The organism is Blastococcus aggregatus, assembly GCF_900221005.1.
Classification (GTDB): Bacteria; Actinomycetota; Actinomycetes; order Mycobacteriales; family Geodermatophilaceae; genus Blastococcus; species Blastococcus aggregatus.
On the sequence record NZ_OBQI01000006.1, the window covers coordinates 228,182 to 248,836 of the forward strand.

The following is a 20,655-nucleotide window of genomic DNA, read 5'->3' on the forward strand; positions in this document are numbered from 1 at the left end:
TCAGTCGCCGCGCGTCGGGGGCTCGCCCTCCTGCAGGGCGAGCTCGGCGGCCTCCCGGTCGTAGGCGCAGGCGTCGCGGACGTCGCTCGGGGCGACCGATCCCTCCGGCTCCTCGCCCCCCGTCGACGGCGTCGGGGCGGCGGGCGTCGGCTCGTCGGTGCCGTCCGCCGCGTCGTCGCCCGGGGCCCCGCCGTCGGGCTCGCTGCCGTCGGGGTCGCTGCCGTCGGGGTCGCTGCCCCCGTCCGGCCCCGACAGCGCCAGGTAGACCGCCCCGCGGATCTTGTCGTAGTCGGGATAGGCGGGGTCGATGACCGAGTCGTCGAAGACGACGCTGCGGATGCCGGCGTCCTTGACCAGGAACGCCAGGTCGACGAAGTCGCCGAGAACCGACCGGGGGATGTCGGTGGAGACGATGTCCTTGGTGGTTCGGGCCAGCTGCTGGTACTTGCGCAGCAGGGTCATCGGGTCGGCGGCGTCGACGATCGCGTCCAGGGTGCAGCGCTGCCGGTCCATCCGGTCGTAGTCGGTCAGCCCGAACCGGCCACGGGCGAACGCCAGGGCGGTGGCGCCGTCCATGAACCGGTTCGGCCCGGGGGCGATGTAGTCGTCGGGCAGGGTGCCCAGCGACGGCTCGCCGCCGATCGGCACCCAGTAGTTGACGTCGACGGTGATCCCGCCGAGCGCGTCGACCAGCCGGCTGAAGCCCTCGAGGTTGACCAGCACGTAGTAGTCGATCTCGATGCCCAGCGCCTCGCCGACGCCGAGCTTGAGGAAGTCCGCCCCCGCGTTGTCGGTGGGGCCGAGCGCGTCGGGGTACATCGCCGGGCCGTTGCGGTAGACGGCGTTGAGCAGGCTCTCGCTCTCGCTGCCGGCGTCGAAGCCGTCGGGGTAGAGGTCGGCGAGCGGGCTGCTCTCGGGGAAGGGCAGGTCCTCGAGGTTGCGGGGCAGGCTGAACAGCGTCGTCGCGCCGTCGTCGGTGTCGATGCTCGCCACGATGACGGTGTCGGTGCGCACCCCCTCGCGTCCCTCGCCGCCGTCGCCGCCCAGGAGCAGGACGTTCACCCGCTCCTGGCTGCCGAACGGGTTCGGGTCGTCCTCGTCCACCGTCGCGGAGCGGCCGTCGTCGGTGAACACCTCGGCGATGAGGTCGCGCTGGGTCAGGGCGACCCGGCCGGCTCCCACCGCGGGGGCCAGCACCGCGGCGACCAGCAGGAACACCACCCCGCCGCCCAGGAGCCGACGGCCGCGCGACGTGCCACGGGGCAGCAGGAGCAGGTACCCGGCGACGACGACGGCGCACCACAGCAGCGCCCCGACGCCCACCCCGGCGACGATCCACAGCAGCGACGACGTGTCCACGGACGCGCGGACCGCCGAGCGCTGCCCGCCGGTGGCGACCCACGCACCGCCGGCGGCGAGCAGCAGGAATCCCCCCAGCACGACGCCGCCGAGCACCCGCCGGCCCACGACCAGGAAGGCGGTGCCGGGCAGGAGGGCGTTGAGCACGGTCCAGCCGAGGGCGGCACGGAAGCTGCCCGCCCGGCGCCGCGCCCCGAGGTCCACCGACGGGGAGCCGCTCACCGGGGGGCCATCACGGTGCAGGCCCTGGTCACAGCGCCATGTTCCCACCGATGTGCGCCCCGGGCCGCCCCTCGGGGACATCCCCCGCCCGGTACCCCTCGACCGGGCGACACGCCGGGCGCGCCCGCCGCGCGTGCGCAGCACGCGGACTGGGCACCCACGGGGTACGTGACCCGATGGTTACGGCCGCGTAGGTTACGACGGCGTAGGTCGAGTCGACCCGGAGGTCCTCATGTCCCAGACGTCCCCGCAGGCCGCTGTCCTGACCGAGCTCGAGCCGGTGGTCGCCGAGAACCTCGACCGGCACATCCGGATGGCCAAGGAGTGGCACCCGCACGACTACGTCCCGTGGGACGAGGGCCGGAACTTCGCCTTCCTCGGCGGCGAGGACTGGTCGCCCGAGCAGTCGCGGCTGGACCAGACGGCCAAGGCCGCGATGTTCGTCAACCTCCTCACCGAGGACAACCTGCCCAGCTACCACCGGGAGATCGCCACGCGCTTCGGCCGCGACGGCGCCTGGGGACAGTGGGTGGGCCGCTGGACGGCCGAGGAGGGGCGGCACGGCGTCGCGCTGCGGGACTACCTCGTCGTCACCCGCGGCGTGGACCCGGTCGAGCTGGAGCGGGCCCGGATGGACTACATGACCACCGGCTACGACTCCGGGGACAAGACCCCGCTCGAGGCGGTCGCCTACGTCTCCTTCCAGGAGCTGGCCACCCGCGTCTCGCACCGCAACACCGGCAAGGCCACCGGCGACCCGATCGCCGACAAGCTCCTGGCGCGCATCGCCACCGACGAGAACCTGCACATGATCTTCTACCGCAACCTCGTCACCGCGGCGTTCGACATCGACCCGGACGAGACGATGAAGGCCGTGGCCAACGAGGTCATGAACTTCGAGATGCCCGGCGCGAACATGGCGAACTTCCGGAAGAACTCTACGATCATCGCCAAGGCCGGGATCTACGACCTGCGCCTGCACCACGACGAGGTCGTCAGCCCCGTCCTGCGCACCTGGAAGGTGTTCGACCGCAGCGACCTCGGACCCGAGGGCGAGCAGGCCCGCGAGCAGCTGGCCGATTTCCTCACCGGTCTCGACGCGCAGGCGACCAAGTTCGTGGAGAGCCGCGAGCGGATGCGCGCGCGCATGCTGGCCAAGGGGCAGACGCCCGTCCAGGTCTAAGTAGGGTCGGTCGCCATGCGCCTGGCGACCTGGAACGTGAACTCCATCCGAACCCGGGCCGACCGGGTGGCCGCCTTCCTGCAGCGGCACGACGTCGACGTGCTGGCGCTGCAGGAGACCAAGTGCCGGGACGACCAGTTCCCGGAGATGGTGTTCAGCGCGCTGGGCTACGAGGTGGCGCACGTCGGCCACTCGCAGTGGAACGGCGTCGCGGTGCTGTCCCGGATCGGGCTGGACGACGTCGAGATCGGCTTCCCGGGCATGCCGTCCTGGTCCTCGAAGGAGGGCCTCGACCCGGCGCCCGAGGCGCGGGCGATCGCCGCCACCTGCGGCGGCGTGCGGGTGTGGAGCCTCTACGTGCCGAACGGCCGCACGCTGGCCGACCCGCACCTGCAGTACAAGCTGGAGTGGCTGGCCGCCCTGCGCGTCGCCGCCGGCGACCGGCTCGCCGCCGAGCCGCAGGCCCCCATCGCGCTCGTCGGCGACTGGAACATCGCCCCCCAGGACGACGACGTCTGGGACATGTCCGTCTTCACCCACTCCACGCACGTCTCCCCGCCCGAGCGCGCCGCCTTCCAGGCCGTCGTCGACGCCGGGTACGCCGACGTCGTCCGCCCGCTGGCCCCCGGTCCGGGTGTCTACACCTACTGGGACTACACGCAGTTGCGCTTCCCACGCCGCGAGGGCATGCGGATCGACTTCGTGCTGGGCTCCCCCGCGCTGGCCGGGCGGGTGACCGGCGCGCTCATCGACCGCGAGGAGCGCAAGGGCAAGGGCGCCAGCGACCACGCCCCCGTGATCGTCGACCTCGCGGACTGACCGCGTGCTCGTCCTCCTGCCGCCGTCGGAGACCAAGCACCCCGGCGGGGACGGTCCCCCGCTCGACCTCGGCGCGCTCAGCACCCCGGAGCTCACCGGCGTCCGGACCGAACTGGTCGAGGCACTGGTCGAGCTGGCCGGCGACGTCCCGGGCGCCCGCGCAGCGCTCGGGGTCTCGGCGCGCCAGGACGGCGAGATCGCCCGCAACGCCGAGCTCCGGACCAGCGCCACCCTGCCCGTCCTCGACCGGTACACCGGCGTGCTCTACGACGCCCTCGACGTCGCATCGCTGACCCGTGCCCAGCGGGCCAGGGCCGACGCCCGGCTCGCCGTCGGCTCGGCCCTGTTCGGCCTCGTCCGCGGCGGCGACCGGATCCCGGCCTACCGGCTCTCCGCCGGCTCTGCGCTGCCGGGCCTGCCCACGCTCCGGGCGATCTGGCGACCGGCGCTCGAACCGGTGCTCGCCGCCGAGCCGGGCCTCGTCGTCGACCTGCGCAGCGGCGCCTACGCGGCGCTCGCCCCGGTGGCGGGTGCCGTCACCGTCCAGGTGCTGAGCGAGCGCCCCGACGGCACGCGGTCGGTCGTCAGCCACTTCAACAAGGCGACGAAGGGCCGGCTGGCCCGGCTGCTGGCGACGACGACGGGCGAACCCGCGGACGTCGTGGGGCTGCGGCGACTGCTGAGGCGCGCGGGGTTGCACGTGGAACATGCCGGCGGGACCGCGCTCACGCTGGTCGAGCCCGCGATCTGACACGGCCGCCCGTCCGGGGATGGTTGCGTCCCCCACGGAGGGCGTGACATAACGTTCCGGGTACGGCGCGCGGCTCCAGCAACGTGGCCACCGCCGCACGGACCGGGTCGCCCCCGGGCAGAAAGGCTCCTCGTGGACTCACCCCCGGACCGGGCGACCGCCGCTGAAGGCGGGCGGCCGGAGGTCGAGACGTGCCCCGATGCCGACGTCGAGCCCACCTCGCTCGCCGAGCAGCTCGTCGCCCTGCAGAAGCGCTACGAGAACGAGCGGCTGCGCTGGGAGCTCGCCAAGGACGCCGGTGAGGTCGGGACGTTCGACTGGGAACCGGCCACGGGCACGCTGCTGTGGGACGAGCAGCTCCAGCGGATGTTCGGCTACTCCGGTCCGGATTCCTTCGACGAGTCGCTCGCGGCCTTCAACGCGCGGGTGCACCCCGACGACATGGGCTGGCACGCCGACGCCCTGCAGGCCAGCACCGACACCTGCGGCGAGTACGACGTGGAGTACCGGATCGTGCTCCCGGGCGGGGAGACCCGCTGGATCCACGCCCGGGGCCGGTGCCTCCCCGGAGCGGACGGCCGGACCGAGCGGCTGATCGGCGCCGCCTACGACACCACCGGCGAACGCGAGGCGGCGACGCGGGTCACCCGCGTCCTCGAGGCCATGCCGGCCGGCTTCTACTCCCTGGACCGCGAGTGGCGGTTCAGCCACGTGAACGCCGAGGCGGAGCGCCTCCTGGGGCACGGCCGCGACGAACTGCTCGGCGAGGTCCTCTGGGACGCGTTCCCCGCCACCGTGGCCGGCGTCTTCGAGTCGAGCTACCGCGAGGCGGTCAGCAGCGGCGAACCCGTCTCCTTCGACGCCTACTACCCCGCCCCGCTGGACGGCTGGTACGAACTGCGCGCCTGGCCGACCCCCGACGGCCTGTCCGTCTACTTCCTGGAGGTCACCGAGCGCCGGGCGGCCGAGGAGCGGGCCGAGCGCTGGGCCCGCCAGCTGGCCACGCTCGCCCAGGTGAGCGCCGAGCTCGCCGGCACCCTGGACACCCAGGTGGCCACCGCCCGGCTGCCGCGACTGGTCGTCCCGGCCCTGGCCGACTTCTGCGTGGTCACCGTCATCGGCGCCGACGGAGCGCCCCGGGACGTGGGCAGCTGGCACGTCGATCCCAGCGCGCGCCCGCTGCTCGAGCGCTACCGCGAGGTCCGGCTCGACGCGATGCCGATGACCGCGCCGGTCGCCCGTGCGCTGCACTCCGGCGAGGCCGCCACCTTCACCGGCAACGCCGTCCTCGAGGTGCTGCCGCCGGGGCCTGCGCGGGATCTGCTCACGGTGCTGGCGCCCTCCAGCGAGGTGGCCCTGCCGCTGCGCGCCCGCGGCCGGACCGTCGGCCTGCTCACCCTCTTCTACGCCGAGGGCCACGCCCCCACCGACGAGGACGTCGCGATCGCCCAGGACGTCGCCGACCGCGCCGGGCTCGCCTGGGACAACGCGCGACTGTTCAGCGCCCAGCAGCAGCTGGCCGAGGGCCTGCAGCGCAGCCTGCTCACCGACCCCCCCGAGCCCGAGCACGCCGAGATCGCGGTGCGCTACCTGCCCGCCGCCGAGGCGGCCCGCGTAGGCGGCGACTGGTACGACGCCTTCCTCCAGCAGAACGGCAACACCATGCTCGTCATCGGCGACGTCGTCGGTCACGACACCGAGGCAGCCGCCGCCATGGGTCAGCTGCGCAGCCTGCTGCGCGGGATCGCCACGTACAGCAACGCCGGACCGGTCGAGGTGCTCCGCGGCCTGGACTCCTCGATGTCCACCCTCCAGCTCGGCACGCTGGCCACCGCGGCGGTCGCCCGCTTCGAGCAGACGCCTGCGGAGCGCCGGCGCGGCCTGACCCGGATGCGGTGGGCCAACGCCGGGCACCTGCCGCCGATGGTCGTGCACCGCGACGGCACCGTCGCCGAGCTGGCACCGTGGGTCGGGGACCTGATGCTGGGCGTCGACGCCGCCGCCCTCCGGCGGGAGTCGGTGGTCGTGCTCGACCACGGCTCCACCGTGCTGCTCTACACCGACGGCCTCGTCGAGCGGCGCGACTCCGACCTCGACGCCGGCATGGCGCGGCTGCGCCAGGCCCTCGTCGAACTGGTCGGGCTGCCCCTGGACGACCTGCTGGACGAGCTGATCGAGCGGCTGGTCCAGGGCCGTCCGGACGACGACGTCGCGCTCGTCGCCGTCCGGCTGCACCGCCAGGACCTGGACGACGACCAGCCCTGACCGCTAGGCCCGGTCGCGCCGGATGGTGGCCTTCCGGCCCTTGATCATCGTGGCGCGCAGCGCCTGCACGACCTCGTCGGCCGCGGGCTCGGGGATCTCCACCAGGGCGAACCGCTGGTGGATCTCGATCGAGCCGATGTCCTTGCCCCGGAGCTCAGTCTCCCCCGTGATCGCGCCGACCAGGTCGCCGGGACGGATGCCGGCCTCCCGACCCAGGCCGACGAACAACCGCGCCGTCGGCCCGCCCGGGGCGCGCCGGGCCGGCCGCTCGCCGCGCCCGCTCCCCTGCCCCGCGGGGCCGCGCCCCGCGTCCCGGTCGGTGCGGAAGCCGACCTGCGGGATCTCCTCGTCGTCGTCGGTCCCGCCGACGGCCTCGTGCGCCAGCTTGACCGCGGCCAGCGCCACCTCCATCAGGTCGAACTCGTCGGCGAGGGTCTCGACGACGACCCGGAAGCGGTCGAGCTCGTCGCCGAGCAGGCTCTCGCGGAGCGCGGCGCGGGTGAGGTCCAGCCGCCGGGCCCGGAGGTCCGCGACCGTGGGGACCGTCTGCACCGAGATCGTCGCGCCGGCAACCTTCTCGATGGTCTTGAGCTGCCGGTGCTCGCGCGGCTCGGCGAGGGTGATCGCGACGCCCTCGCGCCCGGCCCGGCCGACCCGGCCGATGCGGTGCACGTAGGACTCCGGCGCGGAGGGGACGTCGTAGTTGACGACGTGGGTCAGCTGCTCGATGTCCAGGCCGCGGGCGGCGACGTCGGTGGCGACGAGCAGGTCCGCCGTCCCGCTGCGCAGCCGGCCCATGACCTTGTCCCGCTGCTCCTGGCTCATGCCCCCGTGCAGCGGCTCGGCGCGGTAGCCGCGGCCGTTGAGCGTCTCGGTGAGGGTGTCGACCTCCTCGCGCGTGCGGCAGAACACGATCGCCGCCGTCGGGGCCTCGATGTCGAGGATCCGGCCCAGCGCCGCCGGCTTGGCCGCGCGGGGGACGACGTAGGCGGTCTGCCGCACCCGCGGCGCCTCGCCGGCGGGGGCCTGCTCCTTGGCGATGGTGATGCGGGCCGGGTCGCGCAGGTGCCGCCGGGCCAGCGCGTCGAGCCGGCGCGGCATGGTGGCGGAGAACAGCACGGTCTGGCGCTGCTCGGGGGTGGCGTCGAGGATGGCGTCGAGGTCCTCCGCGAAGCCCATGTCGAGCATCTCGTCGGCCTCGTCGAGCACGACGGTGGCGATCTCGTCCAGCCGCAGGCTCCCCCGGTTCAGCAGGTCCAGCGCGCGGCCGGGCGTCGCGACGACGACGTCGACGCCCGCCTCGAGCGAGCGGAGCTGCCGGACGATCGGGGCGCCGCCGTAGACCGGCAGCACCCGTGCGCCGAGGTCCTTGCCGTAGCGGTGGAACGCCTCGGACACCTGGACGGCCAGCTCGCGGGTGGGCACCAGCACGAGCGCGATCGGCGAGCGCCCGGCGCGGTGCGCCTCCAGGTGCTCCAGCACCGGCAGCGAGAAGGCCGCGGTCTTGCCGGTGCCCGTCGCGGCCTGGCCGAGCAGGTCGCGGCCCTCGATCACCAGCGGGATCGCCTCCAGCTGGATGGGCGTGGGCTCCTCGTAGCCGAGGGTGGTGAGCGCCTGGAGGAGCTCGGGGCGCAGGCCGAGCTCGGCGAAGGTGGGGCCGTCCTGATCGGTGTTCATCGCCGTCCATGGTCCCTGCCCGCACGGGCGCCCACCCTCTGACCCCCTCTACGCTTCTCTAGCGACACGGCTAGACGTCCCCAGACGTCGTCATACGGTCCTCGGACCAGGCCCGTCGGAGCCGGCCGGGTACTCCCGGAGCGGGACCTCCCCGGCCTGCCAGGCCGCGAGGATCGGCTCGACGATCCGCCACGACTCCTCGGCCTCGACGGCGCTGATCGACAGCGCGGCGTCGCCCGCCAGCATCTCCCGCAGCAGCAGTCCGTAGGCCGACAGCCCCGCCGGGGGCAGGGCCATGTCCAGGACCCGCCGCTCCAGGTCGAAGGGGTCCCCCGCCCCGTTGAGGTTGACCTCCAGCGCGATGCCGTCGGGATCCAGGCGCATGCGGAGCACGTCGGGCTCGGGGTCCTCGTCGGTGAAGGCCAGGTGCGGGACGGGCTTGAACCGGACGACGATCTCCCGCCGGTCGGCCCCCAGCGCCTTGCCGCTGCGCAGGCGGAACGGCACCCCGGACCAGCGCCAGTTGTCCACCGTCACGGTGACCTCCGCGTAGGTCTCGGTCCCCCGGCCCGGGTCCACCCCCTCCTCGGCGGCGTAGTCCGGCAGCCGTCGCTCCCCCACCGTGCCGGCGGTGTACCGCGCCCGGACGCTGCCGGCTGCCGGGTCGGCCGGCGGACGGACCGCACGCAGCATGTCGCCCTTGCGGGCCGCGAGACCGGCCGCGTCGACGGTGAGCGGCGGCTCCATCCCCACCAGCGCGAGCAGCTGCAACAGGTGGTTCTGCAGCATGTCGCGCAGCGCGCCCGCCGTGTCGTAGTAGCCGGCCCGACCCTCCAGTCCCAGCGTCTCGTCGAAGGCGATCTCCACGCTCTCCACGTGGCCGGCGTTCCACACCGGCTCGAACAGCCGGTTGGCGAAGCGCAGGCCCAGGACGTTGAGCACCGTCTGCTTGGCAAGGAAGTGATCGATGCGGAACACCGCGTCCTCGGGCGCGAGCCGGCGCAGGATGCGGTTGAGCTCCCGCGCGTCGGCGCCGTCCCCGCCGAACGGCTTCTCCACCGCGATGATGCCGCCGTCGGGGAGACCGACCTCGGCCAGCGCCTCGAGGGTCGGCCGGAAGACGGTGTTCGGCAGCGCCAGGTAGACCACCGGGGGGTCGTCGAGCCGATCCAGCCCCCGGCGGAGGTCCGCGGGGTCGGTGACGTTCCCGCGCAGGTAGCTCAGCCGGCCGAGGACGCGGGCCCGGGTGCCCGCGGGGACGTGCGGCGCGTGGGCGTCCAGCCGGCGGCGCGCCCAGTCCCGGTACGCGTCGTCGTCCCAGTCCTCCCGGCTGATCGCGAGGACGTCGACCTCCTCGTCCAGCACGCCGGCGTCGAACAGCTCGGCCAGCCCCGGGAGGAGCAGCCGGCCGGTGAGGTCACCACTCCCCCCGAGGACGACGAAGGACCGCTTCACGAGCTCCTCACCCATTCCGGGCCGCCTCGGCGCGCGCCAGGTTCCACCCGCTGGCGATCACCCCGACGTGGCTGAAGGCCTGCGGGAAGTTGCCGAGGAACGCGCCCGTCGAGGGGTCGACCTCCTCGGCCAGCAGGCCGAGCTCGTTCGCCCGGCCGCACAGCGAGTCGTACAGCGCATGGGCCTCGTCCAGCCGGCCCTGTCCGGTGAGGTTGTCCACCAGCCAGAAGCTGCACAGGAGGAACGCGCCCTCCGCCCCCGGCAGGCCGTCCGGCGAGTCGGCGTGCAGGTAGCGGTAGAGCAGCCCGTCCCCGGCGTCGAGGTGCCGGCGCACCGCCTCGGTGGTGGCCACCATCCGCGGGTCGTCGGCCGCCACCAGCCGGCGCAACGGAAGGGTGAGCAGCGAGCCGTCCAGGCCACCGCGGTTGCGCTCCCCCGACGGAGCCAGGTGCTCGGTGAAGGTGCCGCGCTCGGCGTCCCAGGCCTCCTCGAGCAGCGTCGCCCGGATCCGGTCGGCCTCCCGGCGCCACCGCTCCCCCGGATGCGGGAGCCCGCACCGCTCGGCGATCTGCACCGCCCGGTCGACGGCGACGTGGCACATCGCCACCGAGTAGGTGAACGGGCGGCCGGCGTCGCGGATCTCCCAGATGCCGTTGTCCGGCGTCCGCCAGTTGCTGATCGCCTGCTCGGTGAGCGCGCTCAACGCCCGCCAGAGCGGCTCGCCCACCTCTCCCCCGGCACGCACCCACTGGTAGGCGACGTCCAGCAGCTCGCCGTAGACGTCGTGCTGGATCTGCCGGGCCGCGCCGTTCCCCCAGCGCACGGGCCCGGAGCCGCGGTAGCCGGAGAGGGCGAGGTCCTCCCACTCCAGCCCCGGCCGGTGCCCGTCCAGGGTGTAGACGATGCTCGTCCGTTCGTCGCGCTCGACGTTGCGCAGCGTCCAGGCCAGGAAGGAGTCGGCCTCCTCCCGCATGCCGATCCGGCGCAGGGCGTAGGTGGCGAAGGCGGCGTCGCGCACCCACGTGTAGCGGTAGTCCCAGTTGCGGACGCCGCCGATCTCCTCGGGCAGCGACGACGTGGCCGCCGCCATGATCGCGCCGGTGGCGGCGTGGTCGAGCAGCTTCAGCGTCAGTGCCGACCGGCGGACGAGCTCGCGCTGCGGTCCGGCGTAGTCGATGTGCTCGGCCCAGTCCCGCCAGGCCGCCGCGGTCTGGTCCACGAGCCGCCCGGGCGCGGTCCGGGCGCGGGTGTGCGTCTGCCCCGACCAGTGCAGGGTGACGGTGAGCAGCTCGCCCTCGCGCAGCCGGACCCGGCCCCCGATGCTGCCGTCGCGGCCCACGCCGATCTCGTGCGAGCACCACAGGTACAGCTCCAGCTCCGGGTGCGCGGGCCACTGCATCCGCCAGGAGCCGAGCTCCCGGCGGACGTGCACGCCGTCGAGCGGCGTCAGGCGGACGTCGACCTCGACCGTCCCCGACACCGCTCGCGCCAGCCGCAGCAGCTCGCCGCGGCCGGCCGGTACCTGCTCGCCGAGGTCGGCACCCGAACGCAGGGTCATGCAGTCGGTCAGCTCGAGGCGCCCGTCGGGCCCCTGCAGGTCGCTCACCAGGACCGCGGTGTCGGGCAGGTAGTGCTGGGCCGAGGCCTGCAGCCCGACCGGCGTCACGTCGAAGCTGCCGCCGCGCTCGGCGTCGAGCAGGCCGGCGAGGAACGGGCGGCTGTCGAAGTGCGGCAGGCAGAGCCAGGGGATGCGCCCGTCCCGCCCCACCAGCGCACTGGTCGCCCCGTCCCCGATGAGTCCGTGGTCCTCGATGGGCAGGTATCCGTCCGTGCGGACGAGGGGGCGCAGCGGCAAGGGATGTCCTCGGTTCGGCAACAGGTCACCGACGGGGTTCCCGGCCCGCGGACCGGGGAACCGTCCGAGGGCATGACGGTCGCGTGACGCCGGGAGCTACGTCGCGGCCGGGCGGGGGATGCGGCGGGCCTCGCGGCGCCGGCGCAGGCCGCGCAGGGTGCGCACGGCCACCAGCAGCTCGGCCAGGTCCTGCCGGTCCCCGCCGGCGATGTCGGCCAGCTGGGCCGCGGCCCGCGACTGGGCGGCGTCCCAGCCCTCCACCCAGCCCGCCACCAGGGCGCGCGGATCGTCGTCGTCGCCGACGCGCAGGCTCAGCACGTCCTCGGTGAGCGAGGCCTGTTCGAGCGCGAGGTCGTCGCGGAGCGACGCCCGCGCCATCGAGGGCCACCGCCGGTCGCGCGGCAGCGCGGTGATCAGCTCGCGGAGCGGCACCAGCCCCAGCCGCTCGGCCAGGCACTGCAGCACCCTCCCGGCCAGCTGCACCGGCGCCCCGGTGCGCTCCACGACCACCGCCAGGTCGAGCGCCGCCGGCAGGAGTGGCGCTGCGGCCACCTCCGCCGCGAGCTCGTCCGGCACCCCGGCGTCCCGCAGCCGCGCGGCCCGCGCGGCGAACGCGTCGGCCTCCGCACCCAGCAGCCAGCCGGGCAGCCCGGCCCGGACGGCCGCCACCGGAGGCCCGAACCGTTCCGTCACGGTCCCGAGCGGGGCGGCCGGCTCGGCGGTGACGTCGCGCTGCCGCAGCAGCCAGCGCGCTCCGCGCTCGGCCAGCCGGGTCGCCTCCTCGCGCAGCTCTCCCTGGACGGCGGCCGGCACCCGGTTGTCCAGCGTCCGCGGGGCGTCCCACAGCCGGTCGACGTCGAGGACGGCGCGGGCGACCGCGTGCGCCCGGACGACCGCCGCCGGGGGCACGCCGGTCTCCTCCGCCAGCCGGTAGAGCCCGGTCACCCCGGCGACGTTGACCGACCGGTTGGTCAGGGCCGTCGCGACGATCTCGCGACGCAGCGGATGCCCGTCGATCGCGTCGGGGAACCGCTCGCGCAGCGCGGCGGGGAAGTAGTCGGCGAGCAGGTGCCCTAAGGCGGGGTCGTCGGGCAGCGAGGAGTCGAGCACCGCGGCGTCGGTGTCGAGCTTGGCGTAGGCGAGCAGCACGGAGAGCTCCGGGCCGGTGAGCCGCTGGCCGTCCCGGCGCCGCTCGGCCAGCTGCCGGTCGTCGGGCAGCGCCTCGACGCTGCGGACCAGCCGCCCGCTGCGCACCAGCGCCGCCATGAACCGCTCGTGCGCGTCGAGCAGGCTGCGCGCCGAGCTGATCTCGCCGGCGAGCGTGGCGTTCTGGGCGTAGTTGTCGGTGAGGACGGCGGCGGCGACGTCGTCCGTCATCTCCTGCAGCAGCGCGGCGCGGCCCTCGGCGTCCAGCTTCCCGGCGTCCACCACCGCGTTCAGCGCGATCTTGATGTTGACCTCGTGGTCGGAGGTGTCGACGCCGGCGGAGTTGTCGATGGCGTCGGTGTTCACCCGCCCACCGGCCAGCGCGTACTCGATCCGGCCGCGCTGGGTGAGCCCGAGGTTGCCGCCCTCCCCCACGACCCGGGCGCGCAGCTGCCCGCCGTCGACCCGGACGGCGTCGTTCGCCTTGTCCCCCACGTCGGCGGCGCTCTCCCCCGCCGCCTTCACGTACGTGCCGATGCCGCCGTTGAACAGCAGGTCGACCGGCGCCAGCAGGATCGCGCGGATCAGCGCCTCCGGGCTGAGCGCGCCGACGGCGCCGTCCAGCCCGAGCGCGGCGCGCATCTGCGCGGACACCGGCACCGACTTCGCCGTCCGGGGCCACACCCCGCCACCGGGGCTGATCAGGCCCGGGTCGTAGTCGGCCCAGGAAGAGCGCGGGAGCGCGAACAGCCGCTGCCGCTCGGCGAAGGACGACGCCGCGTCCGGCGCGGGGTCGACGAAGACGTGCCGGTGGTCGAAGGCGGCGACGAGCCGGATGTGCTCGGACAGCAGCATCCCGTTGCCGAAGACGTCGCCGGACATGTCACCGATGCCGACGACGGTGAACTCCTGCCGCTGGACGTCGACGTCGAGCTCGCGGAAGTGCCGGGTGACCGACTCCCACGCGCCGCGGGCGGTGATGCCCATCGCCTTGTGGTCGTAGCCCACCGAGCCCCCGGAGGCGAAGGCGTCGCCCAGCCAGTAGCCGCGCTCGAGGGCGACGGAGTTGGCCAGGTCGGAGAAGGTCGCCGTCCCCTTGTCGGCGGCGACCACCAGGTAGGTGTCGTCGCCGTCGTGCCGGACGACGCGCTCGGCGGGGACGACGGCACCGTCGGACAGGTTGTCGGTGAGCGAGAGCAGCGCCCCGATGAAGATCCGGTAGCAGGCCTGCCCCTCGGCGAGCTGCGCCTCGCGGGACGGGTCCGCCGGCGGCCGCTTCACCACGAAGCCGCCCTTCGCGCCGGTCGGCACGATGACGGTGTTCTTCACCATCTGCGCCTTGACCAGGCCCAGGACCTCGGTGCGCAGGTCCTCGCGCCGGTCGGACCAGCGCAGCCCGCCGCGGGCGACCGCGCCGAACCGCAGGTGGATGCCCATGACCCGCGGCGAGCTGACCCAGACCTCCCGCGCCGGCCGGGGTTCGGGCAGGTCGGGCACCGACGCCGGGTCCAGCTTGAGCGCCAGCACGGGGTGCGGCGGGGCGGACATCGCGTAGTACGTCGTCCGCTGGGTGGCGGTGATCGCGGCCAGCAGCGAGGAGAGCACCCGGTCGGCGTCGAGCGAGGCGACCTCGCCGATCGACTGCCGGAGCGACTCGGCGAGCACCGCCTGCCGCTCCTCCCGCCCCCCGGCCACCCGCGGGGAGAAGCGCGCCTCGAAGAGGGCCACCAGCCGGGACACGACGTCGGGGTGGTCGGCCAGCGTCGACTCGACGTAGGCCTGGCTGAACGGCAGCCCGGCCTGGCGCAGCCACTGCACGTAGGCCCGGACAACGCCGACCTGCCGCCAGTTCAGCCCGGCGAGCAGCACCAGCGCGCCCAGACCGTCGTCCTCGGCCTCGCCGCGCCACACCGCGTCGAGCGCGTCGGTGAACCGCTCGGGCAGCGAGCGCAGCAGCGGGAGGTCCGCGACGGGCACGGCGACCCCGAAGTCGTAGATCCACGACAGCGGGGCGCCGATCCGGTCGATCTCGTAGGGCCGCTCGTCGACGACGGAGACGCCCATGTGCTGCAGCAGCGGCAGCACGTCCGACAGCAGCAGCCGCTCCCCCACGCGGTAGACCGTGAGCCGCCGCTCCCCCGGGCCCGCGCCGGCCGGCGTCCACAGCCGCAGCGCCAGCTGCCCGTCGGTCAGCCCGTCGAGCCGGGCGAGGTCGTCGACGGCCCGCTCCGCCGGGAAGTCCCCCTGGTAGGCCGCCGGGAAGGCGTCGGCGACACGGGCGAACAGCCGCTCCCCCTCGCTGCCGTGCCGCGCGGTGAGCGCGTCGGCGAGGTCGTCGGTCCAGCTGCGCGCCGCCGCGGCGAGCTCGGCCTGCAGAGCGTCGGCGTCGACGACGGCCGGGGTCGACCGGCCGTGCCGGCTCACCGGCAGGCGGACGACGAAGTGCAGCCGGGCCAGGACCGACTCGGTGGACCGGGCGGTGAACTCGACGCTCGTGCCGCCGAGGCGCTCGAGCAGCAGCTGCTGCATGGCCAGCCGGACCTCGGTCGTGTAGCGGTCGCGGGGCAGGTAGACGACCGCCGACCAGAACCGGGCGGTGGGGTCCTGCCGCAGGAACAGCCGGGTCTGGCGGCGCTCCTGCAGGTGCAGGACGGCGTCGGCCACCGGGAGCAGCTCGTCGGCGCCGAGCTGGAGCAGCTCGTCGCGCGGATAGGTCTCCAGGACCTCCAGCAGCTCCTTGCCGGTGTGGCTGTCGGCGGGCACACCGGCGCGGGCGATGACCTCGGCGACGCGACGCCGCACCAGGGGGACGTCGAGCACGCTGGCGGTGTACGCCGTCGACGGGAAGAGCCCGACGAACCGGTGCTGCCGCCGGCCGCCCGCGCCCGGGAGCGTGACGGCGACCAGGTCGAGCCAGGCGCGGCGGTGCACCGGTGAGCGGGCGTCGGCCTTGGTCACGGTGAGCAGTCGCCGGTCGGGCACCTGGGCCGCCTCCGGCGTCGGGGAGGCGGCGTTCCGGTCGGGATCGCTGCGCAGCACGCCGAGCCCGCTGCCGGGCACGGGCCGCGCGGCCGAGGTCTTCTCCCCCGCCGCCGGGAGGTCGACGTCGCGGGCACCCAGCAGGACGACGTTGCCGTCGGCCAGCCAGCGCAGCAGTGCCGCCGCCTCCACCGGGTCGTCCGCGGGATCGGCGACCTCGCCGGGAGCGAGGCCCTCGAGCGCGGCCGCGAGCTCCAGCAGCCGGGCGTGCAGCCGCGCGCTGTCCTCGTCCACGGCGCGGACGTCGTCGAGGACCGTGCGCAGACCGACGACGAGGTCGTCCTGCGCCTCGTCGTCCAGCGGCCCGTCGAGGACCACCGCCATCCACGACTCGGCGAGGGCGTCGGGGCCGCACCCCTCCGGGGTGGCGCTGTCGCAGAAGGCGAGCAGCCGGCCGCGCAGGTCGCGGCGGACCACGAGCACCGGGTGCACCACGTGCGCGATCGCGACGCCCTGGCGGACGACCTCGGCGGTGACGGAGTCGACGAGGAACGGCATGTCGTCGGTCGCCAGCCGCAGGACGGCCACGCCGTCGGGGGACCGGACGACGTCCACCAGCGCCGCGCCGGCGGGCCGGGTCCGGGCGGCCGCCACGTGGCCCAGCGCCAGGCCGGCGAGCTCGCGCGGCGCACGGCCGAGCACCTCGGCCGAGGGTTCGCTCCAGTAGTAGCGGCGCAGCAGCGCCGGGACGTCGTCGGCGGTGCAGCCCGCGGGGTACGCCGCGTCCGGACCGAGCTCGTCGACGGCCGTCCGGGCGGCCTCCTCGAGCAGGCGCCGCTTCTCCTCGCGGGCCGCCTCCAGGGCGGCCAGCTCGGTCAGGGAGCCGGGAGTGCTCGCCATGTCCCGGACGCTACTGCGCCCGGAGTGCCCCGGCCCGGCGACGCGGGGTCAGCGGTCCAGGACCTGGTCGGCCGCCCACCCGGCGATGGCCAGGATCAGGCCGCCGATCACCGCGGTGCCGAAGCCGTCGACGGCGAGCCGGTCGCTGATCGCCGCGGTCAGCCCGAGCAGGGCTGCGTTGATGACCAGCAGGAACAGGCCCAGCGTCAGCAGCACGAACGGCAGCGAGAGCAGCCGCAGGACCGGGCCCACGATCGCGTTGACCACGCCGAAGATCAGCCCGATCCACAGGTAGGTGCCGTACTCGCCGAGCGGCCCGTCCGGGTTCGGGTCGACGTCGAGGCCGGGGAGCACCTCGAAGTAGGTCAGCCCGTAGAAGACCGCTCCGAGGATGACCACCTTGAGCAGGAACTTGATCACGGGCGCGACGCTAGCGGTCCAGCGCCCTCCGAGAGCTTTCTGAGCACGTCTTCCGTTGTCTAAAGTCATCGCTAGACATCGACATACGACGCCCACCGTGGGCCGGCGCGCTGAGGACGTCGCGTGAGGCAGCATCGGTACATCGCCCGAACGGGGCCTGGGTGTGGAACAGGCGCCACGCGGCAGGCCGCAGCGGCCATGATGGGTGCATGACCATCGTCGACGGCCTCGACCTCGTCACGCCCGACGACGACGACCCGTTGGTCGGTTGGACCGCGCGAAGTCCGGCGAGCCCGGTGGGTGCAGCCATCGACATGGCCCTCACGCACGCCGCCATCGAGGACACGGACCTCGAGCTGGGCCTGGCGGCCGTCCACGGCGATGCGCCGGTGGCGACGGCGCGTCTTCGCTTCCTGCGGCGACTGCGGGTCGACGACGTGGTGCACCTGTACTCGGAACGCGACCGGGCTCTGACGGCAGACCTGACGATGGATCCGCGGTCGATGAAGCTGTCGGTCCACCTGGAGTTCGCTCCAGCAGGACGGTCCGCGACGCAGGCGGCAGCCGACGCCGAGGTACTGCATGCAGCGGCGACGGGCGCTCTCGCACTCGTCATGCCGGACGGGCAATTGGCACCCGAGCGCTTCCCCGCCTCGGGCGGGCTGGCCGTGGACGCCTCGCTACTCCGACTCCTGCGGCTCCTTGCTGACATGTCAGTGCTGAGCGGCCGCGACATCATCGTTCCGGAGCACCTCGGAGAGGACCTCATCAAGGAACTGCTGAGAGGCCGACGCCTGCTCCGGGGTGAGACGGTGCGCGGTCACTGGACGACTGGACAGGTCCGCTTTGCCGGGGAGGACGTGGGCCGGTTGCGTGCCGCTGTCGCGGTGGGTGACCGCCACCAGCTGCGGATGGAGACCGAGCCCACGGTCGTCGTGGGAGGCGTCGTCGTCCCGCTCGGCGAGGTGGAGCAGGTCTTCGAGGACGCCATCGTCGAGTCGTTGGAGCAGGACGGAGACGACGTCGTCCTGGCACTGAGGGCACCGGAGGGCTCCGCGACGATGTCGTTGATCCCGATCGCGGCCCCGACAGCTCTCGACCCTCGCGTGGTCCTCACCGACGCCGCCTTCGACGACCTGCTCGCAGATCTGGACCAGCCGGTGCGGCCGTCCCGCTTCCGCGAACTCCTGTGAGCCAACCGCCGCAGGTGACCCCGCTCGGCGCGAACCACGACATCTCGTCGTTCGACTGCGGAGCGCCGGAACTGACGCGCTGGCTGGGCCAGGCCCACACGGCCCAGGAACGGGACACGGCCCGGGTGTTCGTCGTGGCCGACGAACACCATCGAGTCCTCGCCTACAGCGCCTTGGTGGTGGGCTCGACCAGCCCCCGATCATTGCCGTCACGAGCGCGAGGCGGCCTCTCGGCTGACATTCCCATGGTTCTCCTGGGTCGCCTGGCCGTCGACCAGGCGCACCAACGGAGCGGGTTGGGAGACCTCATGCTGATCGACGCCGTGCGCAGGGCGATCGAGGTTCGCGAAAGGGCGGGCACTCGGCTGCTCGCGGCGCACCCCCGTGACGAGCTCGCCCGCCGGTGGTACGAGCACAAGGGCCTCGCGTCGACCACAGACGGTCGGCTGTGCTATCTCCGCCTCCGAGACGCCGCCCCGCCCCGGGAGCCCGACACGCGCTAGACGGTTCTACCGATGTCTAGGGATCGGGCTAGACGACGGCATACCGTGCTCGACATGGATCCCGTGCGGAACCCCTACGCCCCGGGCGCGGGCCAGCGTCCTCCGGAACTGGCCGGTCGCGACGCCGAGCTGTCGGCCTTCGACGTGGTGCTCGAGCGGATCGCGCACGGCCGACCCGAGCGCTCGCTGGTGCTGACCGGGCTGCGCGGCGTCGGCAAGACGGTGCTGCTCAACCAGCTCCGGTCCGCGGCGATCTCGCGCGGCTGGGGCACGGGCAAGATCGAGGCCCGCCCGGACCAGTCGCTGCGCCGGCCGGTCTCCTCCGCGCTGCACATGGCGCTGCGCGAGCTGGGTCCGCGGCACGGCGACCAGGAGTCGGTGGCCGAGGTGCTCGGCGTCGTGAAGGCGTTCGCCCAGCGGGTCGCGCCGGCCGACGCCAAGGTCCGGGACCGCTGGCAGCCGGGCATCGACGTCCCCGCCGCAACCGGCCGGGCCGACTCCGGCGACATGGAGATCGACCTGGTGGAGCTGCTCAGCGACGCCGCCGGGGTGGCCGCCGACATCGGCAGCGGGATCGCGCTGTTCATCGACGAGATGCAGGACGTGCAGCCCGACGACGTCTCGGCGATCTGCGCCGCCTGCCACGAGCTCTCCCAGCAGGGCGCGCCGCTGATCGTCGTCGGCGCGGGGCTCCCGCACCTGCCGGCCGTGCTGAGCGCGTCGAAGAGCTACTCCGAGCGGCTGTTCCGCTACCTGCGCATCGACCGGCTGGAGCGCGACGCCGCCGACCGCGCGCTGATCGCCCCCGCCGAGCGCGAGGGGGTGGAGTTCGCCCCGGGCGCCCTCGACGCGCTCTACGAGGCGGCCGACGGCTACCCCTACTTCGTGCAGGCCTACGGCAAGGTCACCTGGGACGTCGCCGCCGCCTCCCCCATCACCGCCGACGACGTCGCCATGGCCGCCCCGGTCGCCGAGACCGAGCTGGCGGTCGGGTTCTTCGGCTCGCGCTACGACCGCGCCACGCCCGCGGAGCGCGAGTACATGCACGCGATGGCCGAGCTGGGTGGCCCGCAGGGCGCGGCCGTCGCGACGTCGGAGGTCGCCGTCTCCCTGGGCCGCAAGCCCGCGTCCCTCTCCCCTGCGCGCGACTCCTTGATCAAGAAGGGGCTCGTGTACTCGGCCGAGCGCGGCCAGATCGCGTTCACCGTGCCGCACTTCGGCCGCTACCTGCTGCGCCACCCGGACTGACCCCATCAACCCCCGACGGCGCCGTACCGATGCGTACCGCAGTGGCGTGGGGCGTCCCTGAGCGGCCCACTTAGGGACAGTCTGGAGTTGCCCTCTCTGCGTTTCCGGCGGTGGCGTCTACAGCCGCGCCTCCGGCTTTCTTGATGGCTGTGATCAGACGATGCGGCGGGTAGTCGACCAGGGCCGGGAACTGCCGGCGGTAGTAGCAGTCCCAGTAGCTGATGACGCGCGCTGTCGTCAGCTCAAGGAACCTAGGATTCGCCGCCGCAAAGGTGCCGTACGCCCGCTGCTGCGCTGAACCGGCCGTGCTGATGTGAGTAAGGCGCTCGTCGATCGCAAGGACAATCTCGAGGACGTACTCGCCCACGAGGTGCACGACGAAAGGCACGACCCAGGGCGAGAGGTCCTCCACGATGAGCCGGGCCCTGCGTTCTCGGACCCTGCCGTCGTGGTGGCGGGTGTAGAGGCAGTCAGCAATGAGCCGCTGAGTCGCGGACCAGCTTTCGTACCGGTCGGGAACCTCAACCGGGTAGATGCGGTCGGGGATGACAAGTCGCTCACCGGCGACCTCGACGTCGAACTGCCCCGCTGGCTCGAGAGTCGCACGAGGCAGAGCGTCGGCAACGTTAACTGCCTCTGCTCGAACGCTCTTCGGGAAGGCCGGCAGCACCCACGACCTC

14 protein-coding genes are annotated in these 20,655 nt (G+C 73.9%); 7 read left to right on the plus strand and 7 right to left on the minus strand.

Annotation, left to right across the window (positions count from 1 at the left end):
- Positions 1–1,581: an LCP family protein gene (locus tag CRP29_RS19350; protein WP_245853084.1), complete on the minus strand. Its 1,581-nt coding sequence runs from the start codon at positions 1,579–1,581 to the stop codon at positions 1–3.
- A gap of 232 nt (positions 1,582–1,813) precedes the next feature.
- Here CRP29_RS19350 and CRP29_RS19355 point away from each other — a divergent pair, with 232 nt between their 5' ends.
- The 4 genes from CRP29_RS19355 (at position 1,814) to CRP29_RS19370 (ending at position 6,599) form a co-directional block, all read left to right on the plus strand.
- The gene (locus CRP29_RS19355) at positions 1,814–2,764 is read left to right on the plus strand and encodes an acyl-ACP desaturase (protein WP_097196690.1); all 951 of its coding nucleotides are present in this window, start codon (positions 1,814–1,816) and stop codon (positions 2,762–2,764) included.
- A gap of 15 nt (positions 2,765–2,779) precedes the next feature.
- Positions 2,780–3,583, plus strand: coding sequence for an exodeoxyribonuclease III (locus tag CRP29_RS19360; RefSeq protein WP_097196691.1), 804 nt, complete (start codon positions 2,780–2,782; stop codon positions 3,581–3,583).
- A gap of 4 nt (positions 3,584–3,587) precedes the next feature.
- Positions 3,588–4,334 (plus strand): peroxide stress protein YaaA, encoded by a 747-nt coding sequence (gene yaaA, locus CRP29_RS19365; RefSeq protein ID WP_097196692.1) that lies wholly within the window; start codon positions 3,588–3,590, stop codon positions 4,332–4,334.
- 132 nt (positions 4,335–4,466) lie between these two features.
- Positions 4,467–6,599 carry a SpoIIE family protein phosphatase gene (locus tag CRP29_RS19370; protein ID WP_245853088.1) on the plus strand — a complete coding sequence of 711 codons (2,133 nt, stop codon included), beginning with the start codon at positions 4,467–4,469 and terminating at the stop codon, positions 6,597–6,599.
- Between the two features lie 3 nt (positions 6,600–6,602).
- On the opposite strand, the gene CRP29_RS19375 is transcribed toward CRP29_RS19370, so the two are convergent.
- The 5 genes from CRP29_RS19375 to CRP29_RS19395 form a co-directional block, all read right to left on the minus strand.
- Positions 6,603–8,276 (minus strand): DEAD/DEAH box helicase, encoded by a 1,674-nt coding sequence (locus CRP29_RS19375; protein ID WP_097196694.1) that lies wholly within the window; start codon positions 8,274–8,276, stop codon positions 6,603–6,605.
- Positions 8,277–8,366: 90 nt separating this feature from the next.
- The gene (locus tag CRP29_RS19380) at positions 8,367–9,746 is read right to left on the minus strand and encodes a glucose-6-phosphate dehydrogenase (protein ID WP_245853091.1); all 1,380 of its coding nucleotides are present in this window, start codon (positions 9,744–9,746) and stop codon (positions 8,367–8,369) included.
- A complete protein-coding gene (locus CRP29_RS19385; protein ID WP_097196695.1) occupies positions 9,739–11,586 on the minus strand; it encodes a glycoside hydrolase family 15 protein in 1,848 nt (615 codons plus the stop codon). The genes CRP29_RS19380 and CRP29_RS19385 overlap by 8 nt, the downstream gene beginning before the upstream one ends.
- A 96-nt stretch (positions 11,587–11,682) precedes the next feature.
- The gene (locus tag CRP29_RS19390; protein WP_176523055.1) at positions 11,683–16,611 is read right to left on the minus strand and encodes an NAD-glutamate dehydrogenase; all 4,929 of its coding nucleotides are present in this window, start codon (positions 16,609–16,611) and stop codon (positions 11,683–11,685) included.
- 48 nt (positions 16,612–16,659) lie between these two features.
- On the minus strand, positions 16,660–17,031 hold the full coding sequence (locus tag CRP29_RS19395; protein ID WP_217991676.1) for a phage holin family protein: 372 nt from the start codon (positions 17,029–17,031) through the stop codon (positions 16,660–16,662).
- Positions 17,032–17,240: 209 nt separating this feature from the next.
- On the opposite strand from CRP29_RS19395, the gene CRP29_RS19400 reads away from it, so the two are divergent.
- Genes CRP29_RS19400 through CRP29_RS19410 form a run of 3 tightly spaced genes read left to right on the plus strand, consistent with a single transcriptional unit; the run spans position 17,241 to position 19,975 of the window.
- The gene (locus CRP29_RS19400; RefSeq protein ID WP_097196697.1) at positions 17,241–18,224 is read left to right on the plus strand and encodes a hypothetical protein; all 984 of its coding nucleotides are present in this window, start codon (positions 17,241–17,243) and stop codon (positions 18,222–18,224) included.
- 14 nt (positions 18,225–18,238) lie between these two features.
- On the plus strand, positions 18,239–18,727 hold the full coding sequence (locus tag CRP29_RS19405; protein WP_141437178.1) for a GNAT family N-acetyltransferase: 489 nt from the start codon (positions 18,239–18,241) through the stop codon (positions 18,725–18,727).
- A gap of 54 nt (positions 18,728–18,781) precedes the next feature.
- A complete protein-coding gene (locus CRP29_RS19410; RefSeq protein ID WP_097196817.1) occupies positions 18,782–19,975 on the plus strand; it encodes an ATP-binding protein in 1,194 nt (397 codons plus the stop codon).
- Positions 19,976–20,045: 70 nt separating this feature from the next.
- Here CRP29_RS19410 and CRP29_RS19415 read toward each other — a convergent pair whose 3' ends face one another.
- The gene (locus CRP29_RS19415; protein WP_097196699.1) at positions 20,046–20,645 is read right to left on the minus strand and encodes a hypothetical protein; all 600 of its coding nucleotides are present in this window, start codon (positions 20,643–20,645) and stop codon (positions 20,046–20,048) included.
- Between the last annotated feature and the right edge of the window lie 10 nt (positions 20,646–20,655).

Excerpts from the sequence above, each read along its gene's own strand:
- CRP29_RS19400 (WP_097196697.1), top strand. The coding sequence starts at position 17,241 with ATGACCATCGTCGACGGCCTCGACCTCGTCACGCCCGACGACGACGAC.
- CRP29_RS19380 (WP_245853091.1), bottom strand. The coding sequence starts at position 9,746 with ATGGGTGAGGAGCTCGTGAAGCGGTCCTTCGTCGTCCTCGGGGGGAGT.
- CRP29_RS19355 (WP_097196690.1), top strand. The coding sequence starts at position 1,814 with ATGTCCCAGACGTCCCCGCAGGCCGCTGTCCTGACCGAGCTCGAGCCG.
- CRP29_RS19390 (WP_176523055.1), bottom strand. The coding sequence starts at position 16,611 with ATGGCGAGCACTCCCGGCTCCCTGACCGAGCTGGCCGCCCTGGAGGCG.
- CRP29_RS19410 (WP_097196817.1), top strand. The coding sequence starts at position 18,782 with ATGGATCCCGTGCGGAACCCCTACGCCCCGGGCGCGGGCCAGCGTCCT.
- CRP29_RS19375 (WP_097196694.1), bottom strand. The coding sequence starts at position 8,276 with ATGAACACCGATCAGGACGGCCCCACCTTCGCCGAGCTCGGCCTGCGC.
- CRP29_RS19360 (WP_097196691.1), top strand. The coding sequence starts at position 2,780 with ATGCGCCTGGCGACCTGGAACGTGAACTCCATCCGAACCCGGGCCGAC.